The organism is Streptomyces sp. NPDC056527 (assembly GCF_042794475.1).
Taxonomy (GTDB): Bacteria; Actinomycetota; Actinomycetes; order Streptomycetales; family Streptomycetaceae; genus Streptomyces.
Genome location: NZ_JBHTTQ010000020.1, coordinates 16238 through 36051, shown reverse-complemented (window position 1 = coordinate 36051; position 19814 = coordinate 16238). Strand labels below are relative to the sequence as shown.

16 protein-coding genes and 1 riboswitch are annotated in these 19814 nt (G+C 70.6%); of the genes, 4 read left to right on the top strand and 12 right to left on the bottom strand.

Annotated elements, in window-relative coordinates:
* Positions 1 to 22: 22 nt before the first annotated feature.
* The 11 genes from ACFQ7Q_RS13515 to ACFQ7Q_RS13465 form a co-directional block, all read right to left on the bottom strand.
* A complete protein-coding gene (locus ACFQ7Q_RS13515; protein ID WP_383553638.1) occupies positions 23 to 985 on the bottom strand; it encodes a helix-turn-helix transcriptional regulator in 963 nt (320 codons plus the stop codon).
* Between the two features lie 106 nt (positions 986 to 1091).
* Positions 1092 to 1940 (bottom strand): thioesterase family protein, encoded by an 849-nt coding sequence (locus ACFQ7Q_RS13510; protein ID WP_383553635.1) that lies wholly within the window; start codon positions 1938 to 1940, stop codon positions 1092 to 1094.
* A 23-nt stretch (positions 1941 to 1963) separates the two neighbouring features.
* Positions 1964 to 2641 carry a trimeric intracellular cation channel family protein gene (locus ACFQ7Q_RS13505; protein ID WP_383553632.1) on the bottom strand — a complete coding sequence of 226 codons (678 nt, stop codon included), beginning with the start codon at positions 2639 to 2641 and terminating at the stop codon, positions 1964 to 1966.
* Between the two features lie 156 nt (positions 2642 to 2797).
* Positions 2798 to 4030 (bottom strand): ABC transporter ATP-binding protein, encoded by a 1233-nt coding sequence (locus tag ACFQ7Q_RS13500; RefSeq protein WP_383553629.1) that lies wholly within the window; start codon positions 4028 to 4030, stop codon positions 2798 to 2800.
* Entirely contained in the window at positions 4027 to 5160 is a 1134-nt protein-coding gene (locus tag ACFQ7Q_RS13495) for an ABC transporter ATP-binding protein (RefSeq protein WP_383553627.1), read from the bottom strand. The genes ACFQ7Q_RS13500 and ACFQ7Q_RS13495 overlap by 4 nt, the downstream gene beginning before the upstream one ends.
* A complete protein-coding gene (locus tag ACFQ7Q_RS13490) occupies positions 5157 to 6158 on the bottom strand; it encodes an ABC transporter permease (RefSeq protein WP_383553624.1) in 1002 nt (333 codons plus the stop codon). Before ACFQ7Q_RS13490 ends, ACFQ7Q_RS13495 begins: the two co-directional genes overlap by 4 nt.
* Positions 6159 to 6276: 118 nt before the next feature.
* On the bottom strand, positions 6277 to 8037 hold the full coding sequence (locus tag ACFQ7Q_RS13485) for an ABC transporter substrate-binding protein (protein WP_383553622.1): 1761 nt from the start codon (positions 8035 to 8037) through the stop codon (positions 6277 to 6279).
* Positions 8038 to 8086: 49 nt separating this feature from the next.
* Positions 8087 to 9076 (bottom strand): ABC transporter permease, encoded by a 990-nt coding sequence (locus ACFQ7Q_RS13480; RefSeq protein ID WP_383553620.1) that lies wholly within the window; start codon positions 9074 to 9076, stop codon positions 8087 to 8089.
* A 453-nt stretch (positions 9077 to 9529) separates the two neighbouring features.
* Positions 9530 to 10273: an enhanced serine sensitivity protein SseB C-terminal domain-containing protein gene (locus ACFQ7Q_RS13475; RefSeq protein ID WP_383553617.1), complete on the bottom strand. Its 744-nt coding sequence runs from the start codon at positions 10271 to 10273 to the stop codon at positions 9530 to 9532.
* Positions 10274 to 10313: 40 nt separating this feature from the next.
* Positions 10314 to 11054, bottom strand: coding sequence for an enhanced serine sensitivity protein SseB (locus tag ACFQ7Q_RS13470; protein WP_383553615.1), 741 nt, complete (start codon positions 11052 to 11054; stop codon positions 10314 to 10316).
* 236 nt (positions 11055 to 11290) lie between these two features.
* A complete protein-coding gene (locus ACFQ7Q_RS13465; RefSeq protein ID WP_383553612.1) occupies positions 11291 to 11962 on the bottom strand; it encodes an AAA family ATPase in 672 nt (223 codons plus the stop codon).
* A 140-nt stretch (positions 11963 to 12102) separates the two neighbouring features.
* Positions 12103 to 12205, top strand: a riboswitch (glycine riboswitch).
* A 149-nt stretch (positions 12206 to 12354) separates the two neighbouring features.
* On the opposite strand from ACFQ7Q_RS13465, the gene gcvT reads away from it, so the two are divergent.
* The 4 genes from gcvT to ACFQ7Q_RS13445 all read left to right on the top strand — a co-directional run bounded on the left by gcvT (position 12355) and on the right by ACFQ7Q_RS13445 (position 16741).
* A complete protein-coding gene (gene gcvT / locus ACFQ7Q_RS13460) occupies positions 12355 to 13482 on the top strand; it encodes a glycine cleavage system aminomethyltransferase GcvT (RefSeq protein ID WP_383553609.1) in 1128 nt (375 codons plus the stop codon).
* 77 nt (positions 13483 to 13559) lie between these two features.
* Complete coding sequence (gene gcvH, locus ACFQ7Q_RS13455) at positions 13560 to 13940, top strand: glycine cleavage system protein GcvH (RefSeq protein WP_260227860.1); 381 nt, start codon at positions 13560 to 13562, stop codon at positions 13938 to 13940.
* Positions 13941 to 13960: 20 nt separating this feature from the next.
* Complete coding sequence (glyA, locus tag ACFQ7Q_RS13450) at positions 13961 to 15220, top strand: serine hydroxymethyltransferase (RefSeq protein WP_383553607.1); 1260 nt, start codon at positions 13961 to 13963, stop codon at positions 15218 to 15220.
* Positions 15221 to 15370: 150 nt separating this feature from the next.
* Positions 15371 to 16741: an L-serine ammonia-lyase gene (locus ACFQ7Q_RS13445; RefSeq protein ID WP_383553605.1), complete on the top strand. Its 1371-nt coding sequence runs from the start codon at positions 15371 to 15373 to the stop codon at positions 16739 to 16741.
* Between the two features lie 129 nt (positions 16742 to 16870).
* On the opposite strand, the gene ACFQ7Q_RS13440 is transcribed toward ACFQ7Q_RS13445, so the two are convergent.
* A complete protein-coding gene (locus ACFQ7Q_RS13440) occupies positions 16871 to 19810 on the bottom strand; it encodes an ATP-binding protein (RefSeq protein ID WP_383553603.1) in 2940 nt (979 codons plus the stop codon).
* Positions 19811 to 19814 lie beyond the last annotated feature (4 nt).

The window sequence follows — 19814 nt, the reverse complement described above, 5'->3', positions numbered from 1 at the left end:
CCCTCGGCGCGGAGGGAAGACCTCAGCCGGCGTCGCCGTGCAGGGCGAGGATCTCTGCCGCCGCCTTCGCCAGGAGGGTTCTGACCTCCGGTGGGGTGAGGACCTCGATGCTGCCGCCCAGGGCCAGGAGAGGGCGGGCGTCGCCCGGTTCGGCGAAGGCCAGTTCGACCTCCGTCCACTCTCCTTCGGCTTCCCCCGGCGGAGATGTCAGTCGGTCGCCGTGCAGGCGGAGGAAGCGGTCCAGGCGGTCGTGTCGGATCCGGGCCCGGACCAGGACGCCCGCGGGCCGGTTCTCCACACGGCGGCGCAGCCGTCCCCACACCTCGGCCAGTTCGGCGCCCTCCCGGCGCCGTACGGACTCGTCGAGGAGCTCGGCCCGCCGCACCCGGTCCGCGCGGAAGAGCCGGGGCTCGCCCCCGTGGTCGGCGACCAGGTACCAGACGCCCGCCTTCACCACGAGTCCGTACGGGTCGACCGTGTACGTCTTCGACGCCGGCGCCCCGCTGCTCCGGTACCGCAGCCGCAGGCGCCGGTCGGCGAAGACGGCACGGTTGAGGACGTCCAGGTCCACGGCCGGGAGGGGCGTCCGCATCCAGCGGTCCGGGTCGACCAGGATGCGGCGGCTCGTCAGTTCGGCGGCGGGCCGGTGGGGTTCGGGGAGGGCGGCCATCACCTTGCGCAGGGCGGAGCCGAGGGCCCGGTCGAGGCCGAGGGCCGCGTGGGCGCCCTGGGCGGCGAGTACGAAGAGGGCGCGGGACTCGTCGGCCGTCAGCCCCGTGACGTCCGTACGGAAGCCGGGCAGGAGGGCGATGCCACCGTGCCGCCCGCGTTCGGCGTAGACGGGCACGCCGGACGCCGAGAGCGCCTCGACGTCCCGGTAGATGGTGCGTACGGAGACTTCGAGGCGCTCGGCGAGCTCCGAGGCCGGGACCAGGCCCCGGGTCTGGAGGAGCAGGAGGAGGGAGAGGAGTCGGTCGGACTTCACCGGCCGAGGCTAACCCCGGGGCGCCGACGGGAGGATGGCCGCCCGGTGCCCGACGTGCCGTCGGGCACCCGATGCGAGCGCACCGCCCCGGCGCCCGGGACCGGCGTCAGCCGCGCGGGGCGCGGGCCAGCTGACGGGACTGGGCCACGAGTCGGTCCGCGCTGTCCCAGACCTCCGCGTCCTCCTCCAGGAAGCCGCCGGCGAGGTTGCGCGTGGTGATGGAGACGCGCAGCGGGCCCGGGGCGGGGCGGCAGCGGATGTGGGTGGTGAGCTCGACCGTCGGGGTCCAGCCCTTGAGACCCAGCTCGAAGGAGGTCGGCGGCAGCGCGTCGACGGTGAGGAGCAGGGAGAGGGCGTCGGGCTCACGGCCGTCGGAGAGGCCGAACCAGCCGCGCATCTCGCCCTTGCCGGACGGCGCGCCGATGGCCCAGCCGACCGTCGCCGGGTCGAGCTTGAGGTCGAGCCGCTCGGTGATGGCGCTGGAGCCGGGGATCTGGGGCGTGGGGCCGTCGGAGGCGCCGAAGCAGTGCTCGATGGGCGCGATCGCGGGGGGCGTGGCGGCGGTGCGGACGTCGTCGGGGAGGGCGTCGAGGTCGCCGTACGAGGCGAGGACCCGGATGCGCTCGACCTCGGTGCCGTCCTCGGCGTACTGGAAGAGGGACGCCTGGCCGGTGGAGAGGGTGCGACCGGTACGGACGGTCTCGGTGCGGATCACCGCGGGGCCGGGCACGGAGGGCGTGAGGTAGTGCGCCGAGATCGTGAACGGGTCCGGGTGCGGGAGGTGGTCGCCGAGTGCGCGGCCGAGCAGAGCGAGGAGGTATCCGCCGTTGACGGCGCTGATGATGGTCCACCCGGCGGAGAGTTCGGCGTCGTAGACACCGGGGGCGCGGAGGGTGACGGCGGTGTCGCGGTCGAACTCGCTGGTCCCCGCGATCGTCTCGATACTCGTGCTCATGCTTTCGACGGTACAGCAGGAAACTACTGAGCGGTAGCTTTTTCCGGCTCCTCGCGAGCGGAGGAGCGGCGGTTCCAGGCACGGGGCGCGCGCCAGTGGTAGCGCATCGCGAGGAGGCGGAGGACGAAGGCCGTGGCGACGGCTACGCCGCTGGTGTACGCGTTGAGGACGTCGAAGCGGATGCAGAGGACGACCATCGTGGCGCCGACGATGGCGGGCACGGCGTAGAGGTCCCGGTCCCAGCGGAGGAGCGAGGGGACCTCGTTGGCGAGGACGTCGCGCAGGACACCGCCGCCGACGGCGGTCGCGAGACCGAGCACGGCGGAGGAGGTGAGGCTGAGGCCGTAGTCGTACGCCTTGGTGGTGCCGGTGACGCAGAAGAGTCCGAGGCCGGCGGCGTCGAAGACGTTGACGGCGTTCTGGGTGCGCTCGACCTCGGGGTGGAGGAAGAAGACGAGGACCGTGGCGACGAGCGGCATGACGAAGTAGCCGAGGTCCGTGAAGGCGGCGGGGGGTACGGCGCCGATGATCAGGTCGCGGAAGAGGCCGCCGCCGAGGGCGGTGACCTCGGCGAGGACGGCGATGCCGAAGACGTCGAAGTTCTTGCGGACGGCGAGGAGGGCGCCGGAGATGGCGAAGACGAAGATGCCGACGAGGTCGAGGGAGTGTTGTACGGAGGGGCTGAAGAGGTCGTGGAGCACCGAGCAATTGTGCCGGGTCCTCGCGGGGGCGGCGGCCATGTGCGGCGACGGGGGCTCGCGCCGCACTGGGTTCCGACGGTCGGACGCTCCGTGCCGCGGTACGGCGCGAGGCCCCGGACCGTGGTCGTCCGGGGCCTCGTGGGATTGCTCGTGCGGCTACGCCTTCGGCGGTGCGTCGTCTTCGGCGTCCGACGTGTCCGCGTCCTCGGCAGCCTCGGGCTCCTCGCCCTCCGCCGCGCTCGCCGGCGCCTCCGCCTTCGCGAGGGCGTCCTTCGCCGGGGCCTCCCCCTCCGTCGGGGTCTCCCCCGAAGCCGAAGCCGACACCGTCTTCGACGGCGTCTCCGGGCTCGACACCTCCAGCGATTCCCTCGCCTGCGGCACCGTCAGGCCCTCCGCGTTCTCCGGGTGGTGGCATGCCACCCGCTGGCCCGGACGGAGTTCCAGGAGTGGGGGTTCCACCGTCTTGCAGACGTCCGTCGCCTTCCAGCAGCGGGTGTGGAAGCGGCAGCCCGGCGGCGGGGCGATCGGCGAGGGGACGTCGCCCTGGAGCAGGATCCGCTCGCTCTTCGCGCCCCGGCGCCTCGGGTCCGGGACCGGGACCGCCGACATCAGGGCCTTCGTGTACGGGTGCATCGGCGACTCGTACAGGGACTTGCGGTCCGCCAGCTCCACGATCTTGCCGAGGTACATCACCGCGATCCGGTCCGAGACGTGCCGGATGACCGACAGGTCGTGGGCGATGATCACGTACGTGAGGCCCAGCTCCTCCTGGAGGTCGTCCAGGAGGTTCACCACCTGCGCCTGGATGGAGACGTCCAGCGCGGAGACCGGCTCGTCGGCCACGACCAGCTTCGGCTTCAGGGCGAGCGCGCGGGCGATGCCGATGCGCTGGCGCTGACCGCCGGAGAACTCGTGCGGGTAGCGGTTGTAGTGCTCCGGGTTCAGGCCGACCAGGCCGAGGAGACGCTGGACCTCCTTCTTGACGCCGCCCTCCGGCTCCACGCCCTGGAGCTTGAAGGGCGCCGAGATGATCGAGCCGACCGTGTGCCTCGGGTTGAGCGAGCCGTACGGGTCCTGGAAGATCATCTGGATGTCGCGGCGCAGCGGACGCATCTTGGCCACGCCGAGGTGCGAGACGTCCACGCCCTCGAACTCGACCGTACCGCCCGTCGGTTCGAGCAGCCGGGTGATGAGCCGGCCCATCGTCGACTTGCCGCAGCCGGATTCGCCGACGACACCGAGGGTCTCGCCGGGCAGCACCTCGAAGTCGATGCCGTCGACCGCCTTGACCGCCCCGACCTGGCGCTGCAGCAGCCCCTTCTTGATCGGGAAGTGCTTCACCAGGCCGTTGACCTTGAGCAGGGGCTCAGTGCTCTTGTTGTCGCTCACAGCTTCGGCGCAATCTCTTCGGTCCAGATCCGGGTCCGCTCCTCCGGTGACATGTGGCAGGCGGAGTAGTGACGGCCGGGGCCGTCACCGCTCTGCGCGAGCCGCAGCTCGGGGCGTTCCGTGCGCGTGACGCCGCCCTTGGGCACGTCCGCGTACGGGCAACGGGGGTGGAACGCGCAGCCGCTCGGGATGTTGATGAGGCTGGGCGGCGAGCCCTTGACCGGGATGAGCCGGTCGGTCTGCTCCCGGTCGATCCGCGGCATCGAGCCGAGCAGGCCCCAGGTGTAGGGGTGCTGCGGCTCGTAGAAGACCGATTCGGCAGGACCGCGCTCGATGCACCGGCCGCCGTACATCACGAGGATGTCGTCGGCGAGCTCGGCGACGACGCCGAGGTCGTGCGTGATCATGATGACCGCGGAGCCGAACTCCTTCTGCAGGTCCCGGATCAGGTCCAGGATCTGCGCCTGCACGGTCACGTCGAGCGCGGTGGTCGGCTCGTCCGCGATGAGCAGTTCCGGGTTGTTGACCAGCGACATCGCGATCATCGCGCGCTGGCGCATACCGCCGGAGAACTCGTGCGGATAGGCGTCGAAGCGCTTGTCGGGCTCGGGGATGCCGACCCGGTCGAGCATCTCGACCGCGCGCTTGCGGGCGGCCTTCTTGTCGACGGCGTTGTGGGTGCGGTACGCCTCCACGATCTGTTTGCCGACCGTGTAGTACGGGTGCATCGCGGACAGCGGGTCCTGGAAGACCATCGCCATCTTGCGGCCGCGCAGACGCCGTACCTCGTCGGCGTCGGCGCGGATCAGCTCCTCGCCGTCCAGCCAGATCTCGCCCTCGATCACCGGGCGGTTGCGGCTGTGGCCGGTGCGGTGCAGGCCCATGATGGCGAGCGAGCTGACCGACTTGCCGGAGCCGGACTCACCCACGATGCCGAGGGTCTTGCCGCGCGCCAGGTCGAAGGAGAGCCCGTCGACGGACTTGACCAGACCGTCGTCGGTCGGGAAGTGGACCTTGAGGTCGCGCACCGAGAGGTACGCGTCGTCCGCGGGTCCGGACTGCACGGGGACGCCGACCGGACCGGTGGTGGCGCCCGCGGGGCTGTCGTTGTTCAGCGGGGTCTCGGTCACGTCAGCCTCACGCGCGGGTCGACGACGGAGTACATGATGTCCACGATCAGGTTCGCCATGACGACGAAGAAGGCCGCGATGAGGGTGACGCCCATGATGACGGGCAGGTCACCGGCGCCGATGGCGCCGACCGCGGCGGTGCCGAGGCCCTGGAAGTTGAAGGTCGTCTCGGTGAGCACGGCGCCGCCGAGGAGGCCGCCGAGGTCGAGTCCGACGAGGGTGATGACCGGGGTCAGGGTCGAACGCAGGGCGTGCTTGCCGATGACCACGTTCTCCTTGAGCCCCTTCGCGCGGGCCGTGCGGATGTAGTCCTCACCGAGGACTTCCAGCATGGTCGCGCGAGTGATGCGGGCGTACGTGGCGGCGAAGAGGAACGCCAGCGTCACCCAGGGCAGGATCATGCTGTTGAGCCATTCCCCTGGATCCTCCGCCAGGGGTTTGTAGTTGCTCTCGTCCAGCCAGCCCAGCGAGTAGACGAAGACCGCGCCCGCCAGCATTCCGGTGAAGTAGATGGGCAGCGAGACGCCGGCCAAGGCCGTCATCATCGTCGCCCTGTCCCAGATCGTGCCTCTGCGCAAGGCCGAGATCACGCCTGTCAGGACACCGCCGATCACCCAGAGGACCACCGCGCCGCTGGCGAGGGAGAGCGTCACCGGGATCCGGTCGAGCAGCAGCTCCCACACCGGCTGCTCCGCCTTGAAGGAGTAGCCGAAGCACGGCGCGGGGCAGTGCGTCACCTCCGTGCCCTGGTTGTAGTCGCGGCCGGCGACTATGCCCTTGAGGAACAGTCCGTACTGCTCGGGGATGGACTTGTCGAAGCCCATCTTCACGCGGATGCCCGCAAGAGCGGTTTCGTTGGTCTCGCGGCCTGCGTACATGAGCGCCGGGTCGCTGCCGGTTATTTTCGGCACCGCGAAGAAGATGCCGAAGGTGACCGCGGAGACCACCAGCAGCGTTGCGACGACGTTGAAAAGCCGCCGGATGAGGTAGACGAGCACTGCAGTCGGCCGCTCGGGGCGGGCGGCTGCCGCCCCTTGTGGGGACGACAGCCGCCGCCTGCGGCCTTCACCTGCCCTTCGAACTAGCGCATGTGGGGTGAAGGCACATGTCCTGCTGTTACTTGACGACGCCCACGGTGGCGAGGTCGATCTTGCCCATCGACTCGTTGAAGTAGACGTTCGTCAGACGGGGGTTGTGGTAGACGAGCGCCTTGTCGAAGTTGATCGGCAGGTAGAGCGCCTTCTCCATGATCTTCTTGTTGATCTCGGTGTAGAACGGCGCGGCCTCGGCCGGCGTCGGGGCGTCGGCGGCCTTGTCGAACAGGCCGTTCACCTCGGGGTCGTTCAGCATCGAGTAGTTGTTGTTGCCGTTCGGCAGGATGAACGAGCCGTCCACCAGCGGCTGCAGGAAGCCCGCGCCGGAGTTGTAGTCGGCGCCCCAGCCCATGACGATGATGCCGTAGCCCTTCTTCTTCACGTTCTCGGGCGAGCCGATCGTGGAGGAGGAGAGCTTGCCGTCGTACTGGTCGATCGAGGCGTCGATGCCCACGGCCTTCAGCGCGGCCTGCAGCGACTCGGCGGTCTTGACCTCGGCGGCGCGGTTGTTGCGGACCGCGATCGTGGTCTTGAAGCCGTTCGGCTTGCCACACGCAGCAAGCGCGGCCTTGGCCTTGTCGACCTGCGGCTTGCCGGCGGTCAGGCCGTACGGGTCGAACGCCTTGTCGGCGCCGGGGATGCCGGGCGGCAGCATGTTGGCGCCGAGGTCACCGGAGGTCGGGCCGCCACGGGCCGTCTGCAGGGACTTCGGGTCGGCCGCGTAGATGACGGCCTTGCGGCACTCGACGTTGTCGAACGGCGCGACCGTCTGCGGGAAGACCATGTAGCGGATGTAGCCCGTGAACGGGTTGTCCGCGTTGGCCTTCAGCTTCGGGTCCTGAAGGATCTTGATCTTCGCGGCGTTCTGGACACCCGTGCCGTCGACCGCGAGGTCGATGTCACCGGACAGCAGACGCTGGTCCATGTCCTCAGGGTTGGTGGTCACCGTGAAGGAGACCTTGTCCGGCAGACCCTTGCGGATCGTGTCGGTCTTCGGGTCCCAGTTCGGGTTGCGCTCGAAGGTCGCGCCCTTGCCCGCGGTGAAGCTGGTGACCTTGTACGGACCGGTGGACAGCGGCTTGTTGGTGTACTTCGCGCCCGTGTCCTTGGCCATCGGGACCGGCGAGGAGGACGGCATCGCCAGCAGGTAGGAGAAGTCCGAGTTCGGCTTCGCCAGGTTGAAGACGATGGTCTTGTCGTCGGGCGTCTGGACCGACTTCAGGCCGAGCTTGTCGGCGGCCTTGTCCTTGTACGGGCCGGGGTACTTCTGGCCCTGGTCGAGGATGTCGATCAGGTACGTCGGACCGCCGGACAGCACGTCCTGCGCGAAGACGCGCTCGATGCCGTACTTGATGTCCTTCGAGGTGACGGGCGTGCCGTCCTCGTACTTGACGCCGTCCTTCAGCTTCAGCGTGTAGGTCTTGCCGCCGTTGCTGAGGACCGGCAGCGCCTCGGCGAGGTCCGGGACCAGCTTGGTGCCCGCGTCGCCCGGCTTGCTGTCGTACGCGAGCAGCTGACGGACGTACAGGCGCTGGAGGTTCCAGACGAAGCCGTAGTAGGCGCGCGCCGGGTCCAGGTAGTCGACGTCCTGGGGCGACCAGAGCTTGAGCTCGCCGCCCTTCTTGTCGGAGACGTTGACGACACCCTTGGTCGCCGCGTCGAACCCGGCGCCGGCGGAACCCTTGCCCTTGCCGCCGTCGTCGCTGCCGCCACCGCATGCCGCGGTGAGGGAGAGAGCGGCGACCAGCGCGGTGAGCGCTACTGCCTTCTTTCTGCGGATCACTGTGTTCCAACCTCCCAGGAATGGATTCAGGTGAATCAGGTGAATCGGTTCAGCTGCCCTTGGGGTCGAGTGCGTCACGCAGCCCGTCCCCGAAGAGGTTGAACGCAAGGACGGTGACGAAGATCGCGAGACCCGGAACAACCATGAACGTCGGGTCCGCCTGGTAGATCGGGACGGCGTCGGAGAGCATCTTTCCCCAGGACGCGGTCGGCGGCTTGACGCCGGCGCCCAGGAAGCTGAGGGCCGCCTCGGTGAGGATGTTGGTCGGGATGATCAGCGTCGTGTAGACGAGGATCGGGGCGACCAGGTTGGGCAGGAGCTCCTTGCGGAGGATGTAGCCGCGGCCCGCCCCGAGGGATCGGGCGGCCTCGACGTACTCCCGCTCGCGCAGCGACATCGTCTGGCCGCGGACGATGCGTCCGATGTAGGGCCAGCCGAAGAAGCCGATGACGACGATCAGTACGCCCATGCGGACGCCGGTGCCGGTCAGCCCCCAGAGCGAGTTGGGGACCACGGAGACCAGCGCGATGGTGAAGAGCAGCTGCGGGAAGGCGAGCAGCAGGTCCATCAGCCGGCTGATGATCGCGTCGACCCAGCCGCCGAAGAATCCGGCGATGGCGCCCAGGATGCTGCCGATGACGACGGACACGAAGGCGGCCAGGAAGGCCACGAGGAGCGAGATCCGCGCGCCGTAGACGATGCGGCTGAAGACGTCGCGTCCGTTGGTCGGCTCCACACCCAGCAGGAAGTCGGAACTCATCCCGCCGAAGGATCCCTTGGGGATGCCCAGGTCGGGGTCGAGCATCTCCTCGTGGAACTCGTTCGGCGGGTGGCCGAAGACACTGACGATCTGCGGCGCGAAGATCGCGACGAGGATGAGGAAGAGCACGAGGAATGCGCCCGTCAGTGCGACCTTGTCGCGCTTGAGGCGTGTCCAGGCGATACGGCCGGGAGAACGACCCTCGATGGCCTTGGCAGGGACTTTGGCGGCGACAGCTGCGATCTCGTCCGCGGCTGTGTCGTGCAGTGGTGCCGTCATCGTGGTGGGGACCCCTCTCGGCCGACGGTGGCCGGCCCATGCCCGCCGCTGTAGCGGCTTGTCTCACATCGGTGTCGCTGATGCTGCGTACGGGTGCGTTTGTTACGTGTGGATTGCTGCGAAGAGCGTCTGAAGTGCTCGTGAAGAGTCGGTGGTCGCGGGCCGTCCGGCTCTCGGTTGGGGGGAGTCTTCATCGGGCTCACGATCACCCGCCAGACCTGCTCGGGATGTGATGCGCAACCGTGATGTGGCCCGGAGCCTTCCGTTATCCGGACCGGCGGCCCTGCTGAGCGAAACAACACCGCCCGTTCGGCGCGGAACGGACATCACGCCCAACAGTGCGTTCCTGGCTGCTTTTTGGGTGGATTCGCCGAGGACGACGAAGGCCGCACCGAGGAACTCGGTGCGGCCTTTTCGGACAGGCGTCTCGCGATACGGACGGACTGTCAGGGCTCAGCGATAGACGGGGACGTGGGCGTCGCGGTCGTAGAACGGGCGCGCGTTGGCGCGCAGCCACATCGTCACAGGGTCGTACTCGTCGGACATGGCGACCGTCGAGACGGGCAGCCCGTCGGGGACCGCCGCGATCGACTGGCGCATCATGCCCCGCACCGCCTCGACCGAGGCGGCGGAGGTGTCGTAGAGGTCGAGACCGATGGCGAGGTACGGGGAGCCGAGCGCGGGTTGCACCCAGGCGCGGCGCAACGCCCGTACGGCCGGGGTGCGATGGGCGTTCTGGGTCAGCAGGGCGTAGAACTGCGGGATCTCCAGGGCGGGTTCGGAGAGCCGCAGCGGTCCGGCGGGCATCCGGTCGAGACCGGTGGCGATCCGCCGGAGATCGGCCCAGGGGATGCCGACGCCGCCGCCCGGGTCGTGCGGGTTGAGCCAGATGCCCCAGCGGTCGGGGTAGAGGGAGCGCGCGATGTCCCGTCCCGTGACCACTTCGTGGGCGCGGTTCCAGCCGGAGGCGGCGAGCTCCTGCGCGGAGGTGACGCACGGGGCGTACCCGAAGCCGTCGACCTCCATGTTCCCGTACTGGGCGTCCGGCGAGCCGGGTGTGCCCTGCCAGAGCAGCATCCAGACATCGCCTTCGGCGAGGGCGTGCAACAGCTTCTCGTACGCGTCGTAGCGTCCGGGTGCCACCTGGCGCAGCATGTGCTCGACCTGTCCGGCCGCAGCGGTGCTCGACGCGCTCACCCTGGGTCCCGCCCCTCTTCCGTCCACCGAACCAGCTTAATTACGCGGACGCCCGCTGATAGAAGGGGCGCACCCGCTCCAGCATCCAGTCGCCGACAGGGTCCTGCGCAACGTCCAGCAGGATGAGATTGACCGGCCAGGCCACCTCGACCCGGCCCAGCGCGCGGCCGAGCGCGTCGAGCGGGGCGTTGCGGTCGACGCCGTCCCAGGTGGCGAGCTGGACGCCGACGAAGAGCGCCGGCTCGGTGCCCTCGACGCTCGCCAGGGCGCGGCGCGCGCTGACGACGACGCCGGTGGCCTCGAACTCGGCGGAGGCGGCGGCGAGGAAGTCGACGGGGTCGTCCTGCCAGTCGGGCTCGAAGAGCCGCACGCGGCCGCCGCTCGCGGGGCCGTCCAGCGGAGTGCGGCCGACCCGGCAGAGCTCGGCGACGGCGGGCGGAGGCAGCGGGGCGCCGACGGTGCCGCCGGGGTTCACGGCGATGCCGAGCTGGGGGGGCAGACCGCGGGCGAAGTCGCGCGCGGGGGCGACGGTGAACGACATGTGAGCACCGACACAGGCCAGGAACTGCTGCTCGGAGCTGAAGACGGGGACGTACGGCAGTCCGTCGATCTCCATCGTGGGCAGATCGAGGTCCCGGCTCTCGGGGGTGCCGCCGTTGGGGAGGGGCACCCAGACGGGGCTCCGCCCGAGCACCTCGACGAGCCGGCCTCCGGCCGCGGGGTTGCCGAGCGAGGCGGCCAGCACCTCTTCGAGCTCATTGCCCGGCCATGTGACGTCCACGCTTCTCGGTTCCCCTTCTCGCGCGCCCTGGTCGCGTCTCGCACGCCCTGGTCGTGGCGCCCTCGGGGCAGAACCCTAACGCCGCCCCGGCACCGCCGTGGCCAAAAGCGTACGGAGCACCCCGGTCCGGATATCCCGGGAGGGGGGTCGAACCGATGCGGACGGCCGGCCGGTGCGCGCCGACGTCACGCGACCGGACCTGGCGCCGTCGGCGGCGCTCCGGCGGTGCGGACGCGTCAGTGCTTGGCGCGGAAGGTGATTCTGCGCAGGGCGCCCGCCGCGTCCCTGTCGAGGAGGGTGGCCGAGGAGCAGCCCCGGGGCAGGCGGCCGGATTCCACGGAGCTCAGCAGGCGGCCGACGGCCCGGCGGTGCCGGGCGAAGGCGTACCCGGAGACGCCTCGGCCGCGATCGCGCTGCCCCTCCCGCGCAGCGGCCGGGGTGACGTCGAGCAGGACCAGGTGCAGGGCGCCGCCCCGCCGGCGGGCCTCGCGGGCGAGCCAGTTCCGCACCCAGGACTGGGTGCCGCAGTCGTGGACGACCACGCTCCGCCCGGAGCGCAGCGCCCGGCGCAGCCCGGCGTAGTGGGCGATACGGGCCAGCGGGCGGTAGACGGCGTACGGCAGGAAGCGGGGCAGTCGTGCTTCCCAGCGCTCGCGGGCGTCCTGCGAATCGATGCCCAGGCCCTCGGCCGCGCGTCGCATGAGCGTCGACTTGCCGCTGCCGGGCAGCCCCGAGACCACGACGAGGTCGCCGGCGGCGAACGAGAGCACGCGGGGGCCGCGGCCGCCGCGCTCACGCAGATCGCGCAGCAGCGGCACGGCCGAGCCGCGCCTGCGGGTCCTGGCCCGGGCGCGCGGGGACGGTATCCCCGTCCCTGTGGCGTAGGCGCCGGTGTGCTGGAACGTCATCGCTTCTCCCCCAGTCGGGTTCCCGGGAACCCTTGCCCATAAAGTGTAAAGAAGCGGTAATGAGGCACAAGCGATTTGCCGATCAGACCCCTCGTGCAATGATGTGCGCGCCAAGCGCACACAACCTCATACCGGCCGCTCGAATCCGCGCGGGAGAGTCCCGGAACCACCACGGTGGGCCCCGGGCGCCGAAGGAGCAAGACCCTCCCTTGAATCTCTCAGGCCCCGTACCGCGTGGATGAGGCAGATCTGAAAAGCGGGCGCACAGTCGCGCCCCACCCAAGGTGCAAGCCGAGGATGCCCTCGGTGAACCTCTCAGGTTCCATGACAGATGGGGAGGATCGTCCTCGTCCGTCATGATTTTTCTGCCTTGGGACCCGGGAGCCACACCCATGAGCACTGCCGCCCCCCGTCTGACCGCCCTCGATGCGCTGCATCGCTCCCTGGGCGCGACCATGACCGACTTCGCCGGCTGGGACATGCCGCTGCGCTACGCCAGCGAGCGCGACGAGCACAACGCCGTCCGTACCAAGGCGGGCCTCTTCGACCTCTCCCACATGGGTGAGATCACCGTCACCGGCCCGCAGGCCGTCGAGCTCCTCGACTTCGCGCTGGTCGGCAACATCTCCACGGTCGGTGTGGGCCGTGCCCGCTACACGATGATCTGCCAGGAGGACGGCGGCATCCTCGACGACCTGATCGTGTACCGCCTCGGCGAGACGGAGTACATGGTCGTCGCCAACGCCTCCAACGCGCAGATCGTCCTCGACGCGCTGACCGAGCGCGCGGCCGGCTTCGACGCCGAGGTGCGGGACGACCGTGACGCGTACGCCCTGATCGCCGTCCAGGGCCCGGAGTCCCCCGGCATCCTGAAGTCGATCACCGACGCCGACCTGGACGGCCTGAAGTACTACGCCGGCCTCCCGGGCACGGTCGCCGGGGTCCCCGCGCTGATCGCCCGTACCGGCTACACCGGCGAGGACGGCTTCGAGCTGTTCCTGAAGCCCGAGCACGCCGAGGTCGTCTGGCAGGCGCTGACCGAGGCGGGCACGCCGGTCGGCCTGATCCCCTGCGGCCTGTCCTGCCGTGACACGCTCCGTCTGGAGGCGGGGATGCCGCTGTACGGACACGAGCTGACCACCTCCCTCACCCCCTTCGACGCGGGCCTCGGCCGGGTCGTGAAGTTCGAGAAGACGACCAACGACGGCGACTTCGTCGGCCGCAAGGCGCTGGAGGCCGCCGCCGAGCGCGCCGCCTCCAACCCGCCGCGCAAGCTCGTCGGCCTGATCGCCGAGGGCCGCCGCGTCCCGCGCGCGGGCTTCTCCGTCGTCGCGAACGGCGAGGTCGTCGGCGAGGTCACCTCCGGTGCCCCGTCCCCCACCCTCGGAAAGCCGATCGCCATGGCGTACGTGGACGCGGCTCACGCCGAGCCCGGCACGCAGGGTGTAGGTGTGGACATCCGCGGCACCCACGAGGCGTACGAGGTCGTGGCACTGCCGTTCTACAAGCGCCAGAAGTGACGCATCCGTCTCGCTCCGTGTCTCACCCCGCAAGACTCACGTTCATCAGCACTCCCTCGATCCAGGAGAATCAGGTCATGAGCAACCCCCAGCAGCTGCGCTACACCAAGGAGCACGAGTGGCTGTCGGCCGCCGAGGACGGCGTCGCGACGGTCGGCATCACGGAGTTCGCGGCCAACGCGCTCGGTGACGTCGTCTACGCCCAGCTCCCGGAGGTCGGTGACACGGTGACCGCGGGCGAGACCTGCGGTGAGCTGGAGTCGACCAAGTCCGTCAGCGACCTGTACTCCCCGGTCACCGGTGAGGTCGTGGCGGCCAACCAGGACGTGGTGGACGACCCGTCGCTGGTGAACACCGCTCCGTTCGAGGGTGGCTGGCTGTTCAAGGTGCGCGTCACGGGTGAGCCGGACGATCTGCTCACCGCCGATGCGTACGCCGAGTTCTCCGCCGGGAACTGAGACCCCTTAGGGATCGATTCATGTCTGTGCTGAACACCCCTCTTCACGAGCTGGACCCGGACGTCGCCGCCGCCGTCGACGCCGAGCTCCACCGCCAGCAGTCCACCCTCGAGATGATCGCCTCGGAGAACTTCGCTCCGGTCGCGGTCATGGAGGCCCAGGGCTCCGTTCTCACCAACAAGTACGCCGAGGGCTACCCGGGCCGCCGCTACTACGGCGGCTGCGAGCACGTCGACGTCGCCGAGCAGATCGCGATCGACCGGATCAAGGACCTGTTCGGCGCCGAGTACGCCAACGTGCAGCCGCACTCCGGTGCCTCCGCGAACCAGGCCGCGCTGTTCGCGATCGCCCAGCCCGGCGACACGATCCTGGGCCTGGACCTGGCCCACGGCGGTCACCTGACCCACGGCATGCGCCTGAACTTCTCGGGCAAGCAGTTCAACGTGGTCGCGTACCACGTGGACGACGCCGGCCTGGTCGATATGGCCGAGGTGGAGCGCCTGGCCAAGGAGCACCGCCCCAAGGTGATCATCGCGGGCTGGTCCGCCTACCCGCGTCAGCTGGACTTCGCCGAGTTCCGTCGGATCGCCGACGAGGTCGAGGCGTACCTGTGGGTCGACATGGCCCACTTCGCGGGCCTGGTCGCAGCCGGTCTGCACCCGAACCCGGTCGAGTACGCGGACGTGGTGACCTCCACCACGCACAAGACGCTCGGCGGCCCGCGCGGCGGCATCATCCTCGCGAAGAAGGAGTTCGCGAAGAAGCTGAACTCCTCGGTCTTCCCCGGTTTCCAGGGCGGCCCGCTGGAGCACGTGATCGCGGCCAAGGCCGTCTCCTTCAAGGTCGCGGCCTCGGAGGAGTTCAAGGAGCGCCAGCAGCGCACGCTGGACGGCGCCCGGATCCTCGCCGAGCGCCTGGTCCAGGACGACGTCACCGCGCACGGTGTCTCGGTCCTGTCCGGCGGCACGGACGTGCACCTGGTCCTGGTCGACCTGCGCAACTCCGAGCTGGACGGCCAGCAGGCCGAGGACCGTCTCCACGAGGTCGGCATCACGGTCAACCGGAACGCGATCCCGAACGACCCGCGTCCGCCGATGGTCACCTCGGGTCTGCGCATCGGTACGCCGGCGCTCGCGACCCGTGGTTTCGGCGACGAGGACTTCCGTGAGGTGGCCGACGTCATCGCGGAGACCCTGAAGCCCGGCTTCGACGCCGAGGCGCTCAAGGCCCGGGTGTCCGCGCTTGCGGAGAAGCACCCGCTGTACCCCGGCCTGAAGTAGTTTCGTACGCTTTAGTTCCAGGTTCGTTCGTACGAAAGCTCCGGGGCACCGCGCACACTGGACAGTGGGCGCGGTGCCCCACCCCCTTTTCCTGCTGTTCTGCACCACCCCGGCAGACAACGGCGTCTAGCCCCCCACAAGGAGTTCCCCGTGGCCATCTCGGTCTTCGACCTGTTCTCGATCGGTATCGGCCCGTCGAGCTCCCACACGGTGGGCCCCATGCGTGCGGCCCGGATGTTCGCCCGTCGGCTGAAGAACGAGGGGCTCCTCGCGCACACCGCCTCGATACGCGCGGAGCTGTACGGATCGCTGGGCGCGACGGGTCACGGCCACGGCACGCCGAAGGCCGTCCTGCTGGGTCTGGAGGGCAGCTCCCCGCGCACCGTCGACGTCGAGACGGCGGACGACGAGGTCGAGCGCATCAAGTCCAGCGGCAGGATCAACCTGCTCGGCGCGCACGAGATCCCCTTCGACTTCGACGAGGACCTGATCCTGCACCGCCGCAAGGCGCTGCCGTACCACGCCAACGGCATGACGATCTTCGCGTACGACGCGGAGGGCGCCCCGGTCCTGGAGAAGACGTACTACTCGGTCGGCGGCGGCTTCGTCGTGGACGAGGACGCGGTCCAGGGCGAGAACCCGATCGTCCCGGACGACACGGTCCTGAAGTACCCCTTCCGTACGGGCGACGAGCTGCTGCGTCTGGCGAAGGAGACCGGCCTGTCGATCTCGGCGATGATGCTGGAGAACGAGAAGGCCTGGCGCAGCGAGGAGGAGATCCGCACGGGTCTCCTGGAGATCTGGCGGGTCATGCAGGCCTGTGTCTCGCGCGGCATGTCCCGCGAGGGCATCCTGCCGGGCGGTCTGAAGGTCCGCCGCCGCGCCGCGAACACGGCCCGCAAGCTGCGCTCCGAGGGCGACCCGGCCGCGCTCGCGATGGAGTGGATCACCCTCTACGCGATGGCCGTGAACGAGGAGAACGCGGCGGGCGGCCGGGTGGTCACCGCTCCGACGAACGGCGCGGCGGGCATCATCCCGGCGGTCCTGCACTACTACATGAACTTCGTGCCGGGCGCGGACGAGGACGGCGTGGTCCGCTTCATGCTGGCGGCGGGCGCGGTCGGCATGCTCTTCAAGGAGAACGCCTCGATCTCCGGCGCCGAGGTCGGCTGCCAGGGCGAGGTCGGCTCGGCCTGCTCGATGGCGGCCGGCGCCCTCGCGGAGGTCCTGGGCGGCACCCCCGAGCAGGTCGAGAACGCGGCCGAGATCGGCATGGAGCACAACCTCGGCCTCACCTGCGACCCGGTCGGCGGCCTGGTCCAGATCCCGTGCATCGAGCGCAACGGCATGGCGGCCGTGAAGGCGGTCACGGCGGCGAAGATGGCGATGCGCGGCGACGGCAGCCACCTGGTCTCCCTCGACAAGGTCATCAAGACGATGAAGGAGACCGGCGCGGACATGTCGGTCAAGTACAAGGAGACCGCACGCGGCGGTCTCGCGGTGAACATCATCGAGTGCTGAGCCTTCTCGGCGTCGGCGCGTCGGTTCCCGCGGTCGTCTCCGGGGGCTGATCGGGGCGTCGGGGGTGTGGACCGCCCGGTGGAAGCGGGGTGGTCCACCGGGCGGTCAGGGCTCGCGCACCGTGCGGGGTCAGGTGATGACCGGGATCTTCCGCGGCGCGCACAGCTCCGGTGTCTTCGGCGACCGCGGTGCGGGCGCCTGGGGAGGCGCGGGATCGTCATGGATCATCTCGTGCAGATCGCGCCGGTCCGATATGGACAGCTTCCGGTACGCCCGGCTCAGATGGATCTCCACCGTGCGCCGTGTGACGAACAGACGGTTGGCGATCTCCTGGTTGGTCAGGCCGCCCGCGGCGAGCAGGGCGGTACGGCGTTCGGCCGGCGTGAGCGAGGCGGGTCCGGTCTCGGTGTCCCGGCGCGGCCTGGCGCCCGACTCGAGCAGGTCCTGACGCAGTTCGCGTACGAGCGCTCCCGCCCCGCACTTCTCTGCCAGGGCCGTGGCCGCGCGCAGCTGCTCGCGGGCCTTGCGGATCTTGCGGGTGCGCATGTACTCGCGGCCGAGGTCTCCCAGGGCCTGGGCCTCCGCGAGGGTCGCGCCGGACTCCCGGAGGATCCCGACGGCCTCGGTGAGAAGGGCGGCCCGCCGGTCGCCGCCGGCCAGCAGGCCGAGGACGCGCAGGGCGCCGCCGATGGCGTGCGGTGCGCCCCAGGCACGGGCCAGTTCCAGCTCCTCGCGAGCGAGGCGCTCCGCGATGGCAACGTTGCCGAGGCGGCTGTGGGCCAGCGCCGCCTCGGAGCGCCAGGGGTACACGGCCGAGTCCGCCCAACCGCGCAGCCGCAGCCGGCGGCCGCACTCCTCCAGGTCGGCGAGGCCCGCCCTGGCATGTCCCATCGCGATGTGCAGCCGGCCCCGGTGGAAGAGCAGTCCGGGCAACGCCATCCCGGGAGGGCCGCTCGGCCTGCTGTCGTCGAGGAGCACCCGCTGGGCCTGTTCGAGGTCTCCGGACTCCAGCAGTGCCGCCCCGAGCCAGCAGCGGGCCTGGGCGGAGCCGAGCCACTCGCGGCCGGGCAGCACCGGGCTGTGCTCCAGCGCGTCGTACGCCGCCCGGGCGGACTCCTGCAGACGGCCCACCCGGAACGCGCACTCCGCGAGCGCGGCCCTGGCCAGGGCGGCCACCGTGTGGGAGCCCTCGACCGTCGCCTGGGCGAGCAGGGCCCGACAGATCTCCAGCGCCTCCTCGTGCTCGCCCGCGCGTGCCAGGACGAGGAGGAGGGCGGTCCGCAGCGCCGCGTCCTCGTTGACGCTGCCCACCGGTTCGCTGAGCGCGAGGCGGGCCAGCTGTACGGCCTCCTCCCGTCGCCGGCCGCGCCACTGGGCGTGCAGGGCCGGCACCGCCGCCTCGGCCCGTCGGACCCAGGGGGTACGGGCGACCTCGAACCGCACCGCCCTGGCCGCGGGCGGCGCCGCCGGGGCGCTCCGGCCGTCGAGCAGGCGCAGCAGTTCGAGAAGGGCACCGGTGCCGGCGCGCAACTCCTTCTCGGCGTCCTGCCGTTCGAGGTCGGCGGCCTCGGCCTCCATGATGCGCAGGGCTTCGGGGATGTCGCCGGAGAGCACGACGGCCTGGACGAGGTCGGCGAGCGCGGCGGCCCGCCGGTCGCCGACCTGGGGTATGAGGTCGAGCGTGTTGCGCAGCCGGGGCACGGCCGCGTCGAGGTCGTCGGCGAGCTCCACCTGGCCGAGCCGCCGCAGCAGTTCGGGCTCGCGCTCCGCCCCGCACTCCTCCATCCCGCGCTCCAGATAGGCCCGGGCCTCCTTCGGCTCTCCGGCGGCGAGGGCGGTGTCGGCCGCGTCGACGAGGATCTGGCCGGCCCAGGGCGCGCCGACGGGCGCGGAGTGCAGCAGGTGGGCCGCTATCTCCTCACGGGGCGCGGCCGCGGCGTGCAGGACCTTGGCCGCCTCGGCGTGCAGGCGGGCCCGTTCGCTGGGCGGCATGGCGGCGAGGAAGGAGGTCCTGACCATCGGGCGGCTGAAGGTGACGCCTTCCTCGGTCGCGTCCAGGACTCCGGCGCGGACGAGGGTGTGGAGGACGTCGGCGGCCTCCGCGGGGTCGAGCCCGGCCAGTTCGGCTACGAGTTCGGCCGAGTGCGCGCGGCTCATGATCGCGACGGTGCCGAGGGCTCGGCCGATGCCGGGGAACCAGGTCTCGAAACGGGCGACGAGGGTCTCCGCGACCTCCGCGGAGCCGAGTTCGGCGATCCGCGCGGCGGACAGCTCGCCCGGGCCGACGCCGGTGCGCTGCAACTCCCGTAACAGGGACTGGACCAGGAGCGGGTTGCCACCGGTGGTCTCGTGGCAGGCGCGGGCGAGGCCGGCGTCGACCGGGACGCCGAAGGAGGAGGACAGCAGATAGCCGACGCTGTCGGCGTTCAGTCCCCGCAGCACGACGCGCCGGTGGAACTCGGAGGCCACCGCGGCCACCGAGGTCGTGTCGGGCCGCTGCGCCTCCTCGTCCCCCGGCTCCGTGTGGTCCCGCGCCAGGGTGCCCAGCAGTGCGACCGGCAGTCCTTCGAGGCGGGCCATGAGATGACCGAGCCAGTGCAGCGACCAGGTGTCGGTCCACTGCAGGTCGTCGACGACCAGCAGCAGGGGCCTGCGGGTGGCATGGCCGGTCAGGAGGCGGTGGACTTGGGCCGCGGCGGCCTCGGGCAGGAAGGCCGAGATCCCCGTGGACTCGCGGGACGACTCGGGCGGGCCGAAGCCGTCCGGAGCGGAAGGACCCGGAGCGGACGGGCCGGGGAGACAGGACCCCGGGGCGGACGGGCCCGGTCCGGTCAGGAGTTGGTCGCGCACCTGGTGCAACACCCCGTACGGCAGGGCTCGTTCCGCCTGCCGGGCCCTGGCCGACACCACCTCGAAGCCCCTGGCCCGCGCCGTCCTGAGGGCGGCGCGGGCCAGATAGGACTTCCCGGTGCCGATGCCACCCTCCATCAGGAGACTGGCCCCCATCCCGCCCGCCGCCGCGGCCAACGCCTCTTCCAGGGCGGACACTTCGCCATCTCGACTCAGCACAGCA

Bases quoted from the DNA above. Each gene is read 5' to 3' on its own strand.
- ACFQ7Q_RS13510 (WP_383553635.1), bottom strand. From the start codon at position 1,940: ATGAGCACGAGTATCGAGACGATCGCGGGGACCAGCGAGTTCGACCGC.
- ACFQ7Q_RS13480 (WP_383553620.1), bottom strand. From the start codon at position 9,076: ATGACGGCACCACTGCACGACACAGCCGCGGACGAGATCGCAGCTGTC.
- ACFQ7Q_RS13465 (WP_383553612.1), bottom strand. From the start codon at position 11,962: ATGACGTTCCAGCACACCGGCGCCTACGCCACAGGGACGGGGATACCG.
- gcvT (WP_383553609.1), top strand. From the start codon at position 12,355: ATGAGCACTGCCGCCCCCCGTCTGACCGCCCTCGATGCGCTGCATCGC.
- gcvH (WP_260227860.1), top strand. From the start codon at position 13,560: ATGAGCAACCCCCAGCAGCTGCGCTACACCAAGGAGCACGAGTGGCTG.
- glyA (WP_383553607.1), top strand. From the start codon at position 13,961: ATGTCTGTGCTGAACACCCCTCTTCACGAGCTGGACCCGGACGTCGCC.